Raw genomic sequence first — 16,865 nt, forward strand, 5'->3', positions numbered from 1 at the left:
ACCGCGGGAGGATCTCATCATGTCCGACGTCACTGCGTCAGCTGAACAGCCGACGACCGCCGACGACCAGAAGCCGATGTCATCGAAGCTGCTGCGCGGCGCGATCTGGATCGCGATCGGCGCGCTGATCGCCGCCGCCCTCGTGTGCGTGGTGTGGGTGCTGATCGGCGATCAGGACGGCATCATCGGCCGGGCGTTCCTGACGATCCTGCTGCTCGCTCTGTTCGCCGGGGTCGCTATCGCCGAGGCGCATCTCGCTGAGCGACGGCCCGACTGGCTGGCGTTGGCGAGCATGATCAGCTGGATCATCGTGCTGCTCGTCGGCGCGGTGAAGATCTGGCTGCCGCACCACATCGCCGAGTCGTACGGCTGGGTGGGCGCGAGGTTCTTCCAGTTCCTGCTGGTCATCGGCATCCTGCAGCTCGCGCTCGTGCACCTGCGCCTGTTCGTGCGGGCCTCGCGTCGCTATGTCACGACGTTCACCCGTGTGATCGTGATGGTCACGTTCGCGATGCTCGCGGGGCTGATTGCGATGCTCGTGTTCCACCTGAGCTTCCCTGACCAGTTCGTCTACGACGACCTGTACTGGCGGATCGTCATCGCACTGGCGATCCTCGCCGCCGTGGGCACCACGCTCATTCCGCTGCTCAACGCCCTGTTCGCCCCGCGAGCGACCCGCCCGCGCCCGGCGCCGGCAGCCATGGCTCCGCAGCAGATGTGGCCGACGTACGCCGACGGTCGTACCCCTCTGCCGGCTCTGCCCGACGGCAGCCCTGACTTCAACGCGTACTACACCGGCCGCCCGACCTACCCGCCGCAGCCGCAGTCGGCGAGCTTCCCGACCCTCGAGGCGGTGCAGCACCCTTACGGCGAGAGCGCAGGGGCTGGCATCACCTATCCGTACGGAGAGGCGCACGCAGGCCACGAGGGGCAAGCCGGATTCCCGCCGCCTCCGTCGGTCGCGCCGCGCGACGAACGGACTCCGGATGCCAGTGCCCCGGTCGCACAGGTGGCTGATCTGCACCGACAGGGCGATGCGCCGAATGCCCAGGCGGCTCCGCCGGCGCCTCCTGCTCCGTCGGCACCCCCTGCTCCGGCTGCCCCGCCCGCTCCGCCGGCACCCCCTGCTCCGCCGGCACCTCCTGCTCCGTCGGCTGTGCCTGCCCCGCCCGCTCCACCCGCCCCGCCCGTCCCGTCGGCTCGTGAGGACCAGCAGTGACAGCAGCGGAACTCGGCGCGCTCGCGGCAGACATCGCGCGGGAAGCGGGTGAACTGGCCCGCAGACGGAGAGCGGAAGGCGTCGCGCTCGCCGCGACCAAGTCCACCGTCGCCGACATCGTCACTGAGGCTGACCGCGAGGTCGAGCAGCTCATCCGCGAAAGGCTGCGGGCTGAGCGCCCCGCCGACGGCTTCCTCGGTGAGGAGACCGGCGCCGAACGAGGCACCAGCGGCTATACCTGGGTCGTCGACCCGATCGATGGCACGGTGAACTACGCCTACGGAATCCCCGGCTACTCAGTGAGCATCGCCGTCGTCGAGGACGAGCCCGAACCAGAGCGATGGGAGAGCGTCGCGGCTGCTGTGTGCGCGCCCGCGCTCGGCGAGCTGTTCACAGCCGTTCGCGGCGAGGGTGCGTGGCACGACGGGACACGCCTCGCGGTCACCACCGAGACCCCGGCCGGCGCGTTGCTCGGAACCGGGTTCGGCTACGACCCCTCGACCCACGAGGGGGACATCGCGACGGTGCAACGGGCGATGACCATCGCTCGCGACGTCCGCCGCATGGGGTCAGCAGCGATCGACCTGTCTTACCTCGCGGCCGGACGTCTCGACGGGTTCTTCGAGCGGGGCCTGAAGCCCTGGGACTACGCGGCCGGCGCCCTGCTGGTGCAGGAGGCCGGGGGACTGGTCTCCCGGTTCGACGTCAACGCGCCGCGACCCATGCTCATCGCCGGCGGCCGCAGTGTGCATGATCGGCTCTGCGATCTGATCGCCCCGAGCCGATGAGCGATATGTTCGGGCTCATGGCTTTTTCAGCCTGAGCACGGTATCGTTTATCCGATCGTTACTTTCGTTACCCGAACGGCGAGAGTGTCCCAACGATTCCCCCAGCTTGACCTGAAACACGAGAGACTTCGTTTTGCCCCCTGAGCACACTGTGAACGCCGCGGCCCCCACGCGTCGTTCCAATCGACTTCGCGCCGTCTCGGCGAATCCTGCGAACTCGACCGCTCCGCTTGAGGAGCAGGTCCCATCAGCAGCATCCGCCGTGGCCGCTGCCGCCGCAGTGACCGCGGCCGCTGTATCGGCCGCCGCGAGCAGCCGCCGCGCTCGCCGAATCGCCGCGACCGGCTCTCCCGAGGTGCGGCCGGTGGTCGAGCCTGAAGCCGTCGTCGCCGAACCCGCCGCCGTGATCGCCGAGATCGTCGCATCGGTCGCCGCCGCGGCTCCGTCGCCCGCTCCCGCAGTGCGTGACGAGACCCCCGCATCCGTCGCACCGGTCCCGGAGCCTGCCGCTCAGGCCGTCGTGAGCGACGAAGACGCGTTCGCCGCGGCGTCAGAGGCTTTCGGCTTCCAGCCCGTCGCCGATGACGCGGTCGACGAGGTTCCCGTCGCCACCGAGCCGGTCGTGGCCGGAGTCGTCGCACACGTCGCTCCCCGCCGCCCGCGTGCGCGCCGGTTCGTCGCTGCGGGCGCCAGCCTCGGCGTCATGGGCGTCGCAGGCCTCATCGCCGTGTCGATGACCCTCCCCGTCTCGGCCATCGCCGCATCTCAGGGCGGCGCCGCCACTTCGCTGGTCGCCTCTGAAACTGCGGCGCCCACCTCGGCCAAGGTCGGCGACGACGAGATCCAGGCGTTCGTCGCATCGTCCGATGTTCAGGATGAGGCGCTCGTGCGCTCGGACTCGTTCTCGACCGTCTCGCTCGCCGAGGTCGCCGCAGACGAGGGCATCCAGTTCTCGCAGAGCCTGTACACGAACGATCCCGAGGCGGCCATCCAGTGGCCGTTCAAGGTCGGCGTCGCGATGAGCTCGGGTTACGGTCAGCGCTGGGGCCGCCTGCACGCAGGTATCGACCTCGTGCCGGGCGCAGGTGCCCCCATCCAGGCCATCGCCGACGGCACGGTTCGCCTCGCGACCGAGTCCGGTGGCAACTACGGCGTCACGGCGTACGTCGATCACGTGATCGACGGCAAGCTCGTGACCAGCCACTACGCGCACATGCAGTACGGCTCCCTGAAGGTCAAGACCGGTCAGAAGATCAAGGTCGGCGACATCATCGGAAAGGTCGGAAACACCGGCCGCTCGTACGGTGCGCACCTGCATTTCGAGATCATCATCAACGGCACGACGGTCGATCCGCTGCCGTGGATGAAGCGAAACGCCGGCCGGTACGAGTACTAGGCCTCGATTTCGCGAGAGGTGCACTCAGGTGCTAATCTCATCTGGTTGCCCGGAAACGGGTAGCACGCCCCGATAGCTCAGTGGCAGAGCACTTCCATGGTAAGGAAGGGGTCGTCAGTTCAATCCTGACTCGGGGCTCGCAGCACTTCGGATCTCCATCCGAATGCCCTGCGGCAGGGTAGCTCAGTTGGTGAGAGCGCACGACTCATAATCGTGAGGTCGCGGGTTCAAGCCCCGCTCCTGCTACAGAATGAAACCCCCGGTGACGCCGGGGGTTTTGTCGTATCCGGCCCGTCGCCGAACGCCTTGCACAAAACGTTTTGCCCTCCTACGCTGGCGAACCATGAAGCTTCTCCAGCACGCCAGCACCGCGACGAGCGCCGCCGACGGCGGCCGTGAACTCGGCGCCGAGTTCGCCCCGCAGTTCCGAGAGAGCGTTCGGCTCTACCTCGAGCACTTCGACGAGCTCGGAATCCCGGCAGAGACCGTCCGCATCATCGCCGAGCGCTCGCACGCATCGCTCACCGCATGGGCCCCTGGCCTGGCCGCCGAGACCGAGGCCATCGCCGCCTCGACGGGCATCGAGCTGTGGCAGCTCGCATCCGTCGGCGCCCGCACCGAGATCCTCGGCATCGCCCCGGCCCGCAGCGCCGAGTGCTCGACGGCGGTCTTCACCGGCGGCGACACCGCCCCCGAGACCATGCAGACCTGGGACTGGCACGAGTTCCTCGTGCCGGAGGGCCTCATGCGCGCGTACGTGTCCGAGGCGGGCCTGAACGTGAAGCTCTTCACCGAGTTCGGCACCGCAGCCAAGATCGGCGTCAACGACGCGGGCGTCGGTCTGCACTTCAACATCCTGTCGCACGTCTCTGATTCCGATGTCGGGGGAGTGCCGGTGCACGCCGTCGCGAGGCGCGTGCTCGACGAGGCCGGCAGTCTCGACGATGCGATCCGCATCGCCCAGAGCGCCACGGTCAGCGCCTCCACAGTGCTGACCGTCTTCGAGTCCACCGCTGCAGGATCTCGTGCGGCCAGCCTCGAGCTGTCGCCCGCAGGCATGGCGATCGTGCAGCCTGGGCCCGATGGCTGGCTCTTCCACACCAACCACTTCCTCGACCCGCAGCTGGCCCAGGGCGACACCATGCCAGACAGCGCCGAGAGCGTGCAGCGCTACGAGCACCTCGACGGAGTGCGCGCGACGCTGGCCGGTCTGACGCCCGTGCAGCGCGCGGCTGCGGCATGCGGCATCGAGGGCGACGGCGCAGTCATCTGCATCCGTCCTGACGACTCCCTGCCACGACTCGACCAGTGGCAGACGCTGCTCACCATCTCCGTCGACGTTCCCGGCTTCGCGCTCGACTACTTCGCCGGCGACCCTGCCGAGGCGGCTGCCGAGGGCATGTCACGCCTCTGAGCCGGCCCGCCTGGTCGAGGCCCGCGCCCGCAGCTGCACCTTCGTGCGGCGCGGGCCGTCACAGGTCCCCGACTCCAGCAGCTGCACGAGCAGGTCGAGCAGCGCCTCGGCGGTCTCTGCGGGGCTGAACGAGAACGCGGAGATCGCGGGCTTCGCCATGCGCGCCTGCTCCGAGTCGGACGCCGCGAAGACCATCACGTCCCGCGGAACGACGACTCCCCGTGACTGCAGTTCGGCCTGCAGTCCAGCGGCATGGCGTCCTGTCATGCACAGCACGGCGTCCGGCATCCCGTCGGCGATGATGCGGCGCGCGACCTCGGCGCCGCCCTCGACTCCGCTTCCCTCAGGCTGGGTATAGCGACGCACCGCGGTGCCGGTGCGGGTGCACCACGCCTCATACTCATCGGCGTACTCGAGGTTCCAGGCATTGCGGTCGGTGCCGCTGACGAGCACGATGCTGCGCGCGCCGGCCGCCTCGAGATGGTGCAGCGCCTTGCGGGCGGCGTCGGCGTCGTCCTCTGACGCCCACGCGCGGTGCTCCCTTCCCGGCTCGCGACCATAGGTGACGTAGGGGATGCCTCTGCGCTCGAGTATCGCGGTGACCGGATCGTCTTCCTGCGGGGTCATCACGGCGTAGCCGTCGAGAGCGAATGCGAGGGGCGGCACCGCCTTGCCGCTGATGTCTGGCACGAGGGTCACGCTCAGTCCGCGCGCGAGGGCCTTGGCGGCGAAGATGCCGGCGAAGCGGTCGAACACGTACACCCCCTCGGGGGTGTAGTCGCCCAGCACGTCGAGGGAGCGGATCGCGAGCCCTACGGCGTCGATCCGCGATTGACGCATGCCACGGGCGAAGGCATCCGCCTGATAGCCGAGGTCCTCGGCGACTCGCCGCACCCGCTCGCGGGTCGCGGCGCTGACCGTTCCCTTGTCGTTGAGGGCGTGCGACACGGCGGTGATCGACACGCCGGCCTTCGCTGCCACGTCGCGAATGGTGACTCCTGAACGACGCATGCCACTCCCTCTCGTCCGAGTCGGATGCGTATTGGTCACCAGTGTTGCATAAAACGTTTTGCGTAACTAGCTTTGCCAGCGCCCCTCCACCGGACCCCGAACCGGTCCTTTCGCAGATTCAAGGACGAATTCCATGACGAACACTCAGACCGCGCCCGACGGTCGCGCCGAGGCTCCCGCCCGGCGCGTCACCGGATTGCGCACCTTCTTCATCTCCGGGCTCGGCACCGCGCTCGAGTTCTACGACTTCATCATCTACGGCTTCGCCGCGTCGCTCGTCTTCCCGCAGCTGTTCTTCCCGACCGAAGACCGCCTGGTCGGCACGCTGGTCGCCTTCGCGGCCTTCGGCGTCGGCTTCGTCGCCCGCCCGCTCGGCGGCATCGTCGTCGGGCACTTCGGCGACCGCATCGGCCGCAAGTCCATGCTCGTGCTGACACTGCTGCTCATGGGCATCAGCACCTTCCTGATCGGCTGCCTGCCGACGTACGACTCCGTCGGGGTGCTGGCGCCGATCCTCCTGATCGCGCTCCGCCTGGTGCAGGGCTTCGCGGCCGGCGGTGAGTGGGGCGGCGCGTCGCTGTTCGGCATCGAGAACGCTCCGGAGTCGCGCCGCGGACTGTGGGGCAGCTTCACCAGCATGGGCATCGGCCTGGGCAGCGTGTTCGGCACGATCGTGTTCCTCATCATCGCCGCGATCCCCGGGCTCAGCCTCGAAGACGGCGCCTGGCGCATCGCCTTCTGGCTGGGGGGTCTGCTGGTCGTCATCGGCCTGATCGCGCGCACCCGGATGCCTGATGAGAAGGTCGACAAGCAGGCCGCGCCGCGCGTGCCCCTGCTCGCGGCCATCCGGCGTCACCCGAAGCAGATGCTGCTCGCCATCGGCGTCGCGTTCGGCTACAACACCGTCGCCTACGTCGGCACGATCTTCGCCATGACCTACACGCTCAACCGCGGGTGGGACGACAACGAGACCCTCGTGTTCCAGCTGGTGGGCTCGGTCGGGTTCGTGACCGCTGCTCCTCTCATGGGGCTGCTGTCAGACCGCATCGGACGCAAGAAGGTCGTGATCGGCGGGTCGATCATCTACGGTCTGTTCTTCTTCGCGTTCCTCGGAACCGTCGACAGCGGCATCCTGCTCCTCGCCATCGTCGGCAACATCCTGATGAGCGTGTTCATGGCCATGCCGCAGGGCGTGATCCCGGCGTTCCTCGGCGAGCAGTTCTCGAAAGAGAGCCGCTACTCCTCGATCTCGACCACCTACCAGATCGGCGCCGCGCTCGGCGGTGGCACCGCAGCACCGGTCGCGACCGCGCTGTTCATCGCCTTCGACCGGGGCTCGCTCGGCGTCGGCCTCTACTCGGGAGCGGCGTGCGTGCTGCTCGCGCTGTGCGCGTGGGGGCTTCGCGAGACGTTCCGCACCCCGAGCGCGCAACTCGGCGAGCACTGACCCCACGCCGCTCTGACGCGAGACTTCCGTTCCAGCACGACACCTGCCCGCAGCGGCGCGGTCTCATGCTGGAGCGGAAGTCTCGGCATGAAGGCGGGGGCGGGCGGGCGAGTCAGATCACGCCGTCGTCTGCCTCGGCAGGCAGCTCCGACACGGGAATGACCACGACGTCCTGCACCTTCCAGTCGAGTCCGGCGATCATCGACGACGCGGCATCGACATCCGCCACCTTCACCCGGCCGCGGGCAGGCACGACGAACGCCTCGACCTGGAAGACCTGGCCGAGGTCGCGCACGCGCACGGCGGCATCCGTCACCCAGCCCTGCTCGCGAAGCTCCTGCACGATCCGGCCTGCGAGCGGATGCGCGCTCCTGTCGTCATAGGTCGTCGCGCGCTGATCCATCAGATCGAGCACGGCGCCCTTCGTGTTGCGCCAGCCATCCCACACGACGCCGAGAGAGATGAAGATGGCGGCCGCGCCGTCGAGCCACCAGGCTCCGACTCCGATGCCGAGCACGCCGACGATCGAGGCGACGTTGGTCTGCCAGTCGGCTTTCGCCATGTCGGCGTCGGCGTAGAGCAGCTTGTTGTGCAGCACGGGCGCGAGCCGCGCTTTCGCGGGCCCGTAGATGAAGACGGGGCCGACCACCACGACGACCATCACCGCGACCATCAGCCAGCCGAGCCAGATCGTCTGGCCGAAGATCCGCACGGTTCCGATGGTCGGATGCTCGCCCGTGACCAGTCCGATGACGGACTCGACCGCCAGATTGGCGCCGATCACGAGCAGGGCGACCCCGGCGACGAGATGTCCGACCCCCATCGCGCGGTGCAGGCCATAGGGGTGCCTGCGTGTGGGGCGTCGCCGCACGAAGATCAGCGCCACGAGAAAGGCGATCTGCGGCGTCAGCGAGAGCATGTCCTCGATCCACGCGGTGCGCATGGCCTGAGAGTTGCCGACCACCAGCGCGACGACGGCGATCGTCACGCTCGTGTAGCAGATGGTGAAGATCTCCCAGCGAACGGCGCTCTTCAGCGCCCTCTGCTGCTCGGGAGGCAGATCGGTGCGCCCGTACTGGTGATCGGCCCGATGCGAGGAGGTCACGAATCCACCTCCTTGTCGAGGAACCGCTCGAGGTCGCTGAGGAAGGCGTTCTCGCCGAGCGGTACGAGCATCACGATCTTGCGCCCGTCGGCACCGGGGATGCCGCTGTAGCCGCGAGTGATCCCGGCCTTGTCGATCCACGGCGTCTTCTCGGTGAAGCCCCCGACGATCAGATCGAGGTCGCCCGCCTCCAGCATCCCGACCAGCGTCTCCTCGCTGCCGACCGTCCACTCGGGCGAGGCGTCGAGCGTCTTGGCGAACTCGCCCGCGAGGTCGGGCAGCGGCCCGCTGGGCGTCGAGGTGCCGATGTCGACGAGGCCGTGGTCGGGTGAGGCGCCGATGCGCAGTTCGCCCCCGGTCACGTGCTCGAGAGTGCCGTCAGGGTCGGTAGGGACGCTGATTCCGCAGCCGCTGAGGGCGATCGCCAGCAGAAGGGCGCCGGCGGTCGACATGGTGCGACGTGTACGTCGGTTTCCGGTCACGGTTCTCATGATGGCGCTCCTGTGCGACGAACGGAACCCGGTGGACGCGAGCGAGGCGGTACCAGCGATACGTTCGTGGGGTTATCATTGGTACGTGACCACGAGGACAGCGATACTCGAGAAGGCGGCGGAACTGCTCGCGCGCTCGCCGTCGGGGGAGATCTCCACGCGCGCCGTCTGCGAGGCGGCCGGGGTCACGCAGCCGGTGCTGTACCGGCACTTCGGTGACAAAGACGGCCTGCTCGCCGCCGTCGCCGACCAGGTCTGGGGCGAGTACCTCGCTTCGAAGCGCGCGGCTGGGCACTCCGCCGATCCCCTCGACGACCTTCGCGCGGGGTGGGACAACCACACCGCGTTCGCGCTGCGGCATCCGCACGCCTACCGCCTCGTCTTCGCCTCGACCCTCGCCACCCGGCCCGCCGCGATGGCGGAGGCGATGGGGCTGCTCGAAGACGTGCTGCAGCGGCTCGCGTCGCAGGGTCGGCTGCGGATGCCCGCAGCCGATGCCGCCCGCATCGTCATGGCTGCGAACAGCGGAGTGGCCCTCGGGCTCATCCTGCGTCCGGAGAGCTATCCGGATGCCACGGCTTCCGCCTCGACGAGGGATGCCGTGCTCCGCTCTCTGGTCGTCGACGGCGTGCCGCCGAGCGACCCCGTCTCCGCGGCGGCGACGACTGTCGCCGCCCGCCTCGGAACCTCCGAGGCTTTCACGCCCGCAGAGCGCGACCTGCTCGCCGAATGGCTGCAGCGGCTCGTCTGACCATCGCCCGACAAGAGAAGAAGAACACATGAGCACCACCTCCAGCACCCGCGTCGCTCTCGTCACCGGCGCCTCCGGAGGCATCGGCAGGGCCGTCGCCCAGCGGCTCGCCACCGATGGCCTCGCGGTGGCCGTCCACTACGCGGGCAACGAGTCCGCGGCCGACGCCCTCGTCGCCGAGATCATCGAGAACGGCGGACAGACCGTCGCCGTCGGAGGAGACGTCGCCGACGAGCAGGCCATGCAGGCCGCGTTCGACGCCGCCGAGCACGCGTTCGGGGGCATCGACGTCGTCGTCAACACGGCCGGCGTGATGGTCCTCGGCTCGATCGCCGACTACTCGCTCGACGACTTCGACCGCATCGTTCGCACCAACCTGCGCGGCAGTTTCGTCGTCTCGCAGCTGGCTGCGAAGCACATGCGCGCCGGTGGAGCGATCATCAACTTCTCGACCAGCGTCACCCGCACGCAGTTCCCGACCTACGGGCCCTACGTCGCCACCAAGGCGGCGGTCGAGAGCCTGTCGCTGATCCTCGCGCGCGAACTGCGCGGGCGCGACATCACGGTCAACACCGTCGCTCCCGGCCCCACGGCGACACCGCTGTTCCTCGAGGGCAAGAGCGACGAGGCGGTGCAGGGTCTCGCGAAGGCCGTTCCGCTCGAGCGGCTCGGTGAGCCCTCTGACATCGCCGAGACCGTCGCCTTCCTCGCCGGCCCGGCGCGCTGGGTGAACGGCCAGACGATCTTCGCGAACGGCGGTCTGGCATGAGCACAGCTCTCATCGTGGGGTGCGGCGATCTCGGCACCGAGATCGGCCTCCGCCTGCACGCGATGGGCGAACGGGTGATCGGCTGGCGCCGCACCCCGCCCGCCGCCTCGACCTCGGGCATCGAGTTCGAGGCGATCGACATCACGGTCGGCGCCGCCTGGCCCGGTGCCGAACTGCTGGTGATCGCGGCGGCGCCTGGCCGCGGTGACGACTATGAGCACACCTACCTCACCGGGCTTGATCGAGTGCTGCAGTCCATGGATGCCGCGGACGCGGCACCCCGGCGCGCCCTGCTCGTCTCGTCGACGGCCGTGTACGGATCGATGTCGGGCGTGGTCGACGAGACGACGCCCATCCCCGCGCCTGAGGGGCGCGCGGCAGTGCTGCTCGAGGCCGAGCGCCGGTTCCTCGACTTCTTCGCCGGACGGTCGACGGATGCTGTCGTGCTGCGCCTCGGCGGCATCTACGGACCGGGACGCACGCGCCTGATCGACCTGGTGCGTGACGGGCGCGCGGTGATCCCGCAGACGTCAGCGATCACGAACCGCATCCACCGAGACGACGCCGCAGCGGCTGCCGTGCACCTGCTCACCAGGCCGGGGCCACCCGAACAGCTGTATCTCGGCGTCGATGAGGCGCCCGCCGAGCTCGGCGAGGTGCTGCGGTTCATCGCCGGCAGGCTCGGGATGCCCGAGCCTCCCACCGGTGACGTCGAGCGCACACGGGGAGGGGCGCGACGCTGCTCCAACGCCCGGCTCCTGGCATCCGGATTCCGCTTCCGCTTTCCCGACCACGAGAGCGGCTACGGCCATCTGCTCACCGACGGTCGTCGCCGTCATCCCTGACGACACACCGGTGCTGCGGAGGGCCACGGACCCGGCGGGTGGATTCGAACGGGCCGGCGGCGTCGATAAACTGGAGCGTGTGACTGGCGCGCGTGCCGAGGCGGCATACTCTCGCTCCCTCGCGGCTTTCCGTACGCCGACGCTGGGGCTGCTTCACGGTCGCCAGGCGCCCTTCGTCATCGCCGCGCTTTCGATGCTGTTCTCTGCCGAGCGCCCCTCCGTTCCCGTCGCCGACGCGCATGCGGAGGTCGCCGAGGCGCTCGATGAGCTGCGCTCGGCTGGTCACGACGATGACGACCGGCGCATTCCCGCAGGCAGTGGTCGTGAGGTGTGCCGCACCTGGGCGAAGCAGGGCTGGCTCGTGCAGCAGATCGACGACGACGTCGAGGTCTACCGCCTCTCAGCGCACGCGGTGGAGGCGCTCGAGATCACGGGCCGCACGGGCGGCGGACGCACCAGGGTCTCGAACTCGCGTGTGCGCACCCTGCTCGACGCCGTCGAGCGGCTCGCTGACGAGGCCGAGGGCGATCCCGTCAAGCGCATCGCCCGCCTGACGGCCGAGCGCGATGCCCTCGACGCCGAGATCCTGCGGGTTCAGGCGAACGGCACGGTTCCCGTCGACGACGAGGAGCTGTACGAAGAGGCCGAGAACATCCTGCATCTCGCGCGCGAGCTGCCCGCCGACTTCACGCGTGTCGCCGAGTCGCTCAAGGCCATGCAGCGCGATGTCGTCGCACATCTGCGCCGCGACGAGCGCCCGACGGGTGAGGTGCTGCGCGAGTACCTGCAGCGCGCCAAAGACGTCATGCAGTCGACGCCCGAAGGCCGCGCGTTCGCCGGGGCGCTGCGCCTGATCGGCGACCCCGAGCGCATCGACGCTCTCGCCGAGCAACTGCACGACCTGCTCGCGCACCCCTTCGCGCGCCACCTCGACAGCACGCAGCGGGCGGAGTTCGACGCGATCGGCCGCCGGGTCGAGCTCGGGGTCGAAGAGGTGCTCGCGGCTCAGCGCCGCGCCTCGCACGTGATCACGGGCCAGGTGAAGACGCACGACCCACTGCGGGACAGGCAGATCGACGACCTGCTGCGCGACGTCATCTCCGGTCTGCATCACTGGGCGCAGACTGCGCCGTCGAACGCGATGGTCGACCCGGTGCGCAGCCTGCCGCTGATCGACCTCGGCCGACTGCGCCAGACGGTCGGCGACGTGCGCCCGCCCGGCGCGCCGGCGCCGCTGACCGATGCCGACGATGTCGAGTACCTCGAGGCCGATTCGCGTTCGTGGGGCGGGCCGCGGTACGCCGAGCTCGAGGCGTACGTCGAGGGCCTCGGGCAGGAGTTCGACCTGGGGGATGCCTTCGCCGGCGCCCCCGATGACACGCGGCGCCCCGTCGACCTCGTCGGTCTGCTCGAGATCGCGCACCGCAACGGCATGAACGAGACCGACGGTCTGTCGACCGTCGAGACGCTGCGCCCCGACGGCACCGTGAGACGCTTCGCATTCGTCTCGGCGACCGCCCGCGCGGCTGAGGAGGATCACGATGACTGACCAGGCTCTCGACAGCGGTGCGGTGGAGACCGCAGAGCAGCCGGACGCCGAGCCGGAGGCCCCGTTCATCGCGCCGGTCGCGATGGAGGACGACCTCGATGAGCTGTTCCCTGGCGACCGCGGCACGCTCGATGCCGAGGTGCGCCGGGTGCTCGTGCACGTGCTCCAGCGCCGTTTCCTCAGTGCCGACAGCCGCGCCGAGTGGGCGCTGCTGCTCGAGCATCAGCAGCTGATCGAGTCGCGGATGCACGACCTGTACCTGCGCCTGGTCGTCGACCTCGGACGGGGTGTGGCCTACAAGCAGCAGGTGCGCTCCGACGAGTTCGAGGTGCCGGTCCTGTTGAAGGATGCCCCGTACAACCGCACCGAGACCCTCGTGCTCGTGCATCTGCGCACCGTGTTCCAGCGCGAGTCGGCGGCGGGCGAGCCTGCGCCGCGTATCGACGTCGAGGACGTCGAGCAGACCGTGCTCAGCTACCTGACCGAAGCCGACGGAAGCACCGCACGCCAGCAGAAGGCGATCCGCGCGGCGCTCGATCGCCTTGACCGCGAGGGCGTGATCGACGAGGAGACCCTCGGCCGCTACCGCATCAGCCCGCTGGTCGAGGTGGTGCTGAGCGCAGAGAAGCTCGCCGAGCTGCGCGCGTGGCTGCGTGAGCAGGCGTCGCGGCAGGCCGCACACGCCGAGAAGGCTCAGAAGGAGGCAGCGCTGTGACGATGCTCGACACGCTCTTCGGGCTGATCCCCGCGGAGTCCCGTGGCCAGCAGTGGGTCGCCGAGGACCTGCAGCTGATCAACTGGGGAGGGTACGACGGCGGCCCGCACCGGGTGCGGTTCTCGCCCAACGCGACCATGCTGTGCGGTGGCTCCGGTTCGGGCAAGTCGACCCTGATGGATGCCTACATCGCCCTGATGATGCCGCACACGACGCCCTTCAACGGCGCATCGAACGGCGGTATCACAGGTCGCCCGCGCGGCGACGAGCAGCGCAACATCCTCTCGTACGGTCGCGGCAAGATCGACGAGTCGCGGACCGACGAGGGCACCAAGCTGCGCGTGCTGCGCGGCGACGGCGAAGACACCTGGACGGCTATCGCCATGACGTGGCTCGACCACGACGGCTCGCGCTTCACGGCGCTGCGCGCCTGGTACATCCCGGCCGGCGCACGCATCCTCGAAGACACCGTGCGCGTTCGCGCGACCGCCGACGGTTTCTTCGATCTCGCCCGGCTCGAAGAGGCTGCAGCGCACCGGCTCGCGGATTCCTCCCTTCGCTCACTCGGCCTCGACACGCTCGCGACCGACCGCGAGTTCTCGGCCCGCCTGCATGCCGTGCTGGGCATCGGCGCCGCGGGTTCGGGCGCGAAGGCGATGAGCCTGCTCGCGCGCATTCAGGCCGGCCAGCAGATCACCACGGTCGACGACCTCTACAAGCGGCTGGTTCTCGAAGAGCCGGAGACGATGGCGACGGCGGATGCCGTGGTCGCGCACTTCGATGAGCTCGAGAGCACACGCACAAGCATGATCACCGCACGGCAGCAGGTGAACGCGCTCGAACCGATCCAGGGCATCCAGGACCGCATCGCCGCAGCTGCCGAGCAGGTGAGGCTGATCGACCAGGTGGGCGACTTCGCGTCGCCGGACTCGCGCGCCACGCTGTGGCGGGCCGAGCGCCGCCTCGATCTGCTGCGCGAGGTCGAGGCTGAGCTGCGCGATCGCACGCACGCGCTCGATCTGACCCTGCGCGAGAAGAAGGCCCTGGTCGACGCGGCGGAGGCCGAGCGCGACGGCCTTCTCGACCTGCTGCGGCAGTCGGGCGGCGACCGTCTCGAGACCGCACAGCGCGAACTGCGCACGGTCGAGCGACGCCTCGCCGAGGTGCAGCGTGAGCGCGACCGCTTCGACAGCGTGCTGCGCGAACTCGGCCTGTCGGCATCGACGGCCGAGGAGTTCGCCGAGGTGCAGGCGGCTGCGCGGGCGGCCCAGTCCGAGGCATCCGCTCGCCGCGAGGCGCGAGCGACGTTCGCAGAGGCGGAAGCGGCTCGGCAGGCACTCGCGAAGCGCCGCCGCGAGCTGGCTGAGGAGCGCGCCGAGGCCGACCGTCTGCGCGGCAGCATCCCCGCTCCTCTCGACCGGGCCCGTGCGCTGCTGGCGGAGGCCGCCGGTCTCGACGCCGACGATCTGCCGTTCGTCGGCGAGCTGATCGAGGTGCGCACCGAGTTCGAGCCATGGCGCGAGGCATTCAACCTCGCCCTCGGCGGCTTTGCCACGACGCTGCTCATCGACGATGCCCACCTCGCTCGTTTCCGTGCCGCCATCGACAAGGTGCGCCTGCCGATCCGGCTGCGGTACGAGGGCGTCCAGACCGGCCTCGCGGAGTCGGCCAGCGCTGACGCGCGCACCCTTCCCGGCCGTCTCGACCACCGCTCGACGCCGTTCACGGGCTGGCTGCAGCAGCGTCTCGACGAGCGCTTCGGCTTCGTCTGCGTCGATTCGTCGGCGCAGCTGTCTGCGCACACGATGGCGCTGACGATCGCGGGGCAGATGTCGCAGGGCAGCCGCGGCGCGCACGGCGGGCACGGCCGCGAGAACTTTCTCGGCTTCTCGAACGAGCGTCGCCTGCGTACGCTCGACGAGCAGGCCGCCGCGCTCGAGGCCGAGGTGTCGGCGGCGACCGCCGCGGTGACGGAGGCGGAGGTGGCGATGGATGCCATCGAGCAGCGCTCGACGGCCTTCGCGATGATCCATGACCTGACCTGGGAGCAGATCGACGTGGCCTCGCCGGCAGCGGAGGTCGAGCGGTGGGCGGCCGTCGAGGCCGAGGTCACGACCGCGAATCCCGAGATCGCCGATCTGCGCGAGCGTGCCGAGACACTCAAGGTGCGAGCAGCGGTGCTGCGGGACGAGATCGGGGCGATCGGCGCGCAGCGTGCCGAGACCCAGGAGCGCTGGGGCGCCGTGACCGACGACGTCGATGACTGCCAGCGGGTGGTCGACGATGCGTCCGACATGTCGGTGGATGCCGCTCAGGCCGCGTTCCTCGATGAGCGGTTCATGCTCTCGGCGCCCGGCGACGGCGATGGCCTGTCGGCGAGCGATCGTCTGGCGCGCCTCGACCTGGCACTGAAGTCCGCCGCGGCGCGTCTGGCAGCGGATCGTCGTGCGGCCGAGGAGGCGTACGACGAGCAGCGTGAGCGCATGCGCCAGCTGATGTCGTCGTTCCTCGAGCGATGGCCGAACCTGAATCTGCTCCCCGATCCGGACGCCTCCGTCGGAGAGTTCCTCGGCATTCTCGAGGCGCTGCGCACCAACGGCCTGCACGAACTCGAGGGGGAGTGGCGCGACAGCCTGCTGAAGCTGTCGGGCAACGATCTCACGAGCCTGGATTCGACGCTGAGCCGCTCGGTGCGCGAGATCAAGGAGCGCATCGAGCCGATCAACAGCATCATGCGCGAGCTGCCGTTCTACGACGACCAGCACCGGCTGCAGATCTCGCCGCGCGAGAATCAGTCCGAGGCGCGCAAGCGGTTCCGCCGCGATCTGCGCGAGGTGCGCGGGCTGATCGAGGCCGCCTCGACCGACGACGAGCGCGAGCATGCGTACAGGCGCATGAGCCGGCTGATCGGGCGGATGCGTCGCACGGCCCCGGACTTCGCCGAGCTGATCGACGTGCGCAACCACGTGCGGGTATCGGCCGAGCGGGTGCTCGCCGCCACCGGCGAGCATGTCGCGCTGTACGACCACATCGGCGAGAAGTCGGGTGGAGAATCGCAGGAGCTGGTCGCGTTCATCGTCGGGGCCGCGTTGCGGTACCAGCTGGGGGATGCTGGTGCATCGCGTCCGCGATACGCGCCGGTGTTCATGGACGAGGCGCTGATCAAGGCGGACGCCCACTTCACGAAACGTGCGATCGGCGCGTGGCGCGGGCTGGGGTTCCAGCTCGTGATCGGCGCTCCGAACGACAAGTACAGCGCGATCGAGCCGCACGTCGACGTCGAGTACACGATCCTGAAGGACACCCGCGGCCGGTCGTGGGCGAAACCGAAGGTCGCCGTCGGAGACTGACGTCCGCAGCAGCCT

At 69.4% G+C, this 16,865-nt stretch carries 14 protein-coding genes and 2 tRNA genes; 13 read left to right on the forward strand and 3 right to left on the reverse strand.

What is annotated here, in order from left to right; translation table 11 throughout:
- The first annotated feature begins 19 nt into the window (after window positions 1–19).
- The 6 genes from JOE67_RS11485 to JOE67_RS11510 all read left to right on the forward strand — a co-directional run bounded on the left by JOE67_RS11485 (window position 20) and on the right by JOE67_RS11510 (window position 4,817).
- Entirely contained in the window at window positions 20–1,219 is a 1,200-nt protein-coding gene (locus JOE67_RS11485; RefSeq protein ID WP_204975689.1) for a hypothetical protein, read from the forward strand.
- A complete protein-coding gene (locus JOE67_RS11490) occupies window positions 1,216–2,007 on the forward strand; it encodes an inositol monophosphatase family protein (RefSeq protein ID WP_204975690.1) in 792 nt (263 codons plus the stop codon). The genes JOE67_RS11485 and JOE67_RS11490 overlap by 4 nt, the downstream gene beginning before the upstream one ends.
- Window positions 2,008–2,269: 262 nt before the next feature.
- Window positions 2,270–3,403, forward strand: coding sequence for a M23 family metallopeptidase (locus tag JOE67_RS11495; RefSeq protein ID WP_338041588.1), 1,134 nt, complete (start codon window positions 2,270–2,272; stop codon window positions 3,401–3,403).
- Between the two features lie 66 nt (window positions 3,404–3,469).
- A tRNA-Thr gene (locus tag JOE67_RS11500) sits at window positions 3,470–3,541 on the forward strand.
- A gap of 34 nt (window positions 3,542–3,575) precedes the next feature.
- Window positions 3,576–3,649, forward strand: a tRNA-Met gene (locus tag JOE67_RS11505).
- 97 nt (window positions 3,650–3,746) lie between these two features.
- Window positions 3,747–4,817 carry a C45 family autoproteolytic acyltransferase/hydrolase gene (locus JOE67_RS11510; RefSeq protein WP_204975692.1) on the forward strand — a complete coding sequence of 357 codons (1,071 nt, stop codon included), beginning with the start codon at window positions 3,747–3,749 and terminating at the stop codon, window positions 4,815–4,817.
- On the opposite strand, the gene JOE67_RS11515 is transcribed toward JOE67_RS11510, so the two are convergent.
- Window positions 4,806–5,798: a LacI family DNA-binding transcriptional regulator gene (locus JOE67_RS11515; RefSeq protein WP_338041589.1), complete on the reverse strand. Its 993-nt coding sequence runs from the start codon at window positions 5,796–5,798 to the stop codon at window positions 4,806–4,808. The two genes, JOE67_RS11510 and JOE67_RS11515, sit on opposite strands and share 12 nt — an antisense overlap.
- Before the next feature lie 163 nt (window positions 5,799–5,961).
- Here JOE67_RS11515 and JOE67_RS11520 point away from each other — a divergent pair, with 163 nt between their 5' ends.
- A complete protein-coding gene (locus JOE67_RS11520) occupies window positions 5,962–7,275 on the forward strand; it encodes an MFS transporter (RefSeq protein ID WP_204975694.1) in 1,314 nt (437 codons plus the stop codon).
- Window positions 7,276–7,387: 112 nt separating this feature from the next.
- Here the strand turns inward: JOE67_RS11520 and JOE67_RS11525 are convergent, their stop codons facing one another.
- Both JOE67_RS11525 and JOE67_RS11530 read right to left on the reverse strand, forming a co-directional pair.
- Complete coding sequence (locus tag JOE67_RS11525) at window positions 7,388–8,380, reverse strand: cation efflux transmembrane domain-containing protein (protein WP_204975695.1); 993 nt, start codon at window positions 8,378–8,380, stop codon at window positions 7,388–7,390.
- Window positions 8,377–8,871, reverse strand: a complete 495-nt coding sequence (locus JOE67_RS11530) for a type 2 periplasmic-binding domain-containing protein (protein ID WP_239528109.1) — start codon at window positions 8,869–8,871, stop codon at window positions 8,377–8,379. The genes JOE67_RS11525 and JOE67_RS11530 overlap by 4 nt, the downstream gene beginning before the upstream one ends.
- A gap of 85 nt (window positions 8,872–8,956) precedes the next feature.
- Between JOE67_RS11530 and JOE67_RS11535 the strand changes: the two genes are divergently transcribed.
- The 6 genes from JOE67_RS11535 (at window position 8,957) to JOE67_RS11560 (ending at window position 16,850) form a co-directional block, all read left to right on the forward strand.
- Window positions 8,957–9,622 (forward strand): TetR family transcriptional regulator, encoded by a 666-nt coding sequence (locus JOE67_RS11535; RefSeq protein ID WP_204975696.1) that lies wholly within the window; start codon window positions 8,957–8,959, stop codon window positions 9,620–9,622.
- Between the two features lie 28 nt (window positions 9,623–9,650).
- Entirely contained in the window at window positions 9,651–10,391 is a 741-nt protein-coding gene (locus JOE67_RS11540; protein ID WP_204975697.1) for an SDR family oxidoreductase, read from the forward strand.
- Complete coding sequence (locus tag JOE67_RS11545; RefSeq protein WP_204975698.1) at window positions 10,388–11,236, forward strand: NAD-dependent epimerase/dehydratase family protein; 849 nt, start codon at window positions 10,388–10,390, stop codon at window positions 11,234–11,236. The genes JOE67_RS11540 and JOE67_RS11545 overlap by 4 nt, the downstream gene beginning before the upstream one ends.
- Before the next feature lie 79 nt (window positions 11,237–11,315).
- Window positions 11,316–12,785, forward strand: coding sequence for a DUF3375 family protein (locus JOE67_RS11550; RefSeq protein WP_204975699.1), 1,470 nt, complete (start codon window positions 11,316–11,318; stop codon window positions 12,783–12,785).
- Entirely contained in the window at window positions 12,778–13,500 is a 723-nt protein-coding gene (locus tag JOE67_RS11555) for a DUF4194 domain-containing protein (RefSeq protein WP_204975700.1), read from the forward strand. The genes JOE67_RS11550 and JOE67_RS11555 overlap by 8 nt, the downstream gene beginning before the upstream one ends.
- Window positions 13,497–16,850 (forward strand): SbcC/MukB-like Walker B domain-containing protein, encoded by a 3,354-nt coding sequence (locus tag JOE67_RS11560; RefSeq protein ID WP_204975701.1) that lies wholly within the window; start codon window positions 13,497–13,499, stop codon window positions 16,848–16,850. The genes JOE67_RS11555 and JOE67_RS11560 overlap by 4 nt, the downstream gene beginning before the upstream one ends.
- Window positions 16,851–16,865: the final 15 nt, after the last annotated feature.

The organism is Microbacterium esteraromaticum (assembly GCF_016907315.1).
GTDB lineage: Bacteria > Actinomycetota > Actinomycetes > Actinomycetales > Microbacteriaceae > Microbacterium > Microbacterium esteraromaticum.

Bases quoted from the DNA above. Each gene is read 5' to 3' on its own strand.
- JOE67_RS11540 (WP_204975697.1), top strand. From the start codon at position 9,651: ATGAGCACCACCTCCAGCACCCGCGTCGCTCTCGTCACCGGCGCCTCC.
- JOE67_RS11555 (WP_204975700.1), top strand. From the start codon at position 12,778: ATGACTGACCAGGCTCTCGACAGCGGTGCGGTGGAGACCGCAGAGCAG.
- JOE67_RS11520 (WP_204975694.1), top strand. From the start codon at position 5,962: ATGACGAACACTCAGACCGCGCCCGACGGTCGCGCCGAGGCTCCCGCC.
- JOE67_RS11485 (WP_204975689.1), top strand. From the start codon at position 20: ATGTCCGACGTCACTGCGTCAGCTGAACAGCCGACGACCGCCGACGAC.
- JOE67_RS11545 (WP_204975698.1), top strand. From the start codon at position 10,388: ATGAGCACAGCTCTCATCGTGGGGTGCGGCGATCTCGGCACCGAGATC.
- JOE67_RS11510 (WP_204975692.1), top strand. From the start codon at position 3,747: ATGAAGCTTCTCCAGCACGCCAGCACCGCGACGAGCGCCGCCGACGGC.
- JOE67_RS11530 (WP_239528109.1), bottom strand. From the start codon at position 8,871: ATGAGAACCGTGACCGGAAACCGACGTACACGTCGCACCATGTCGACC.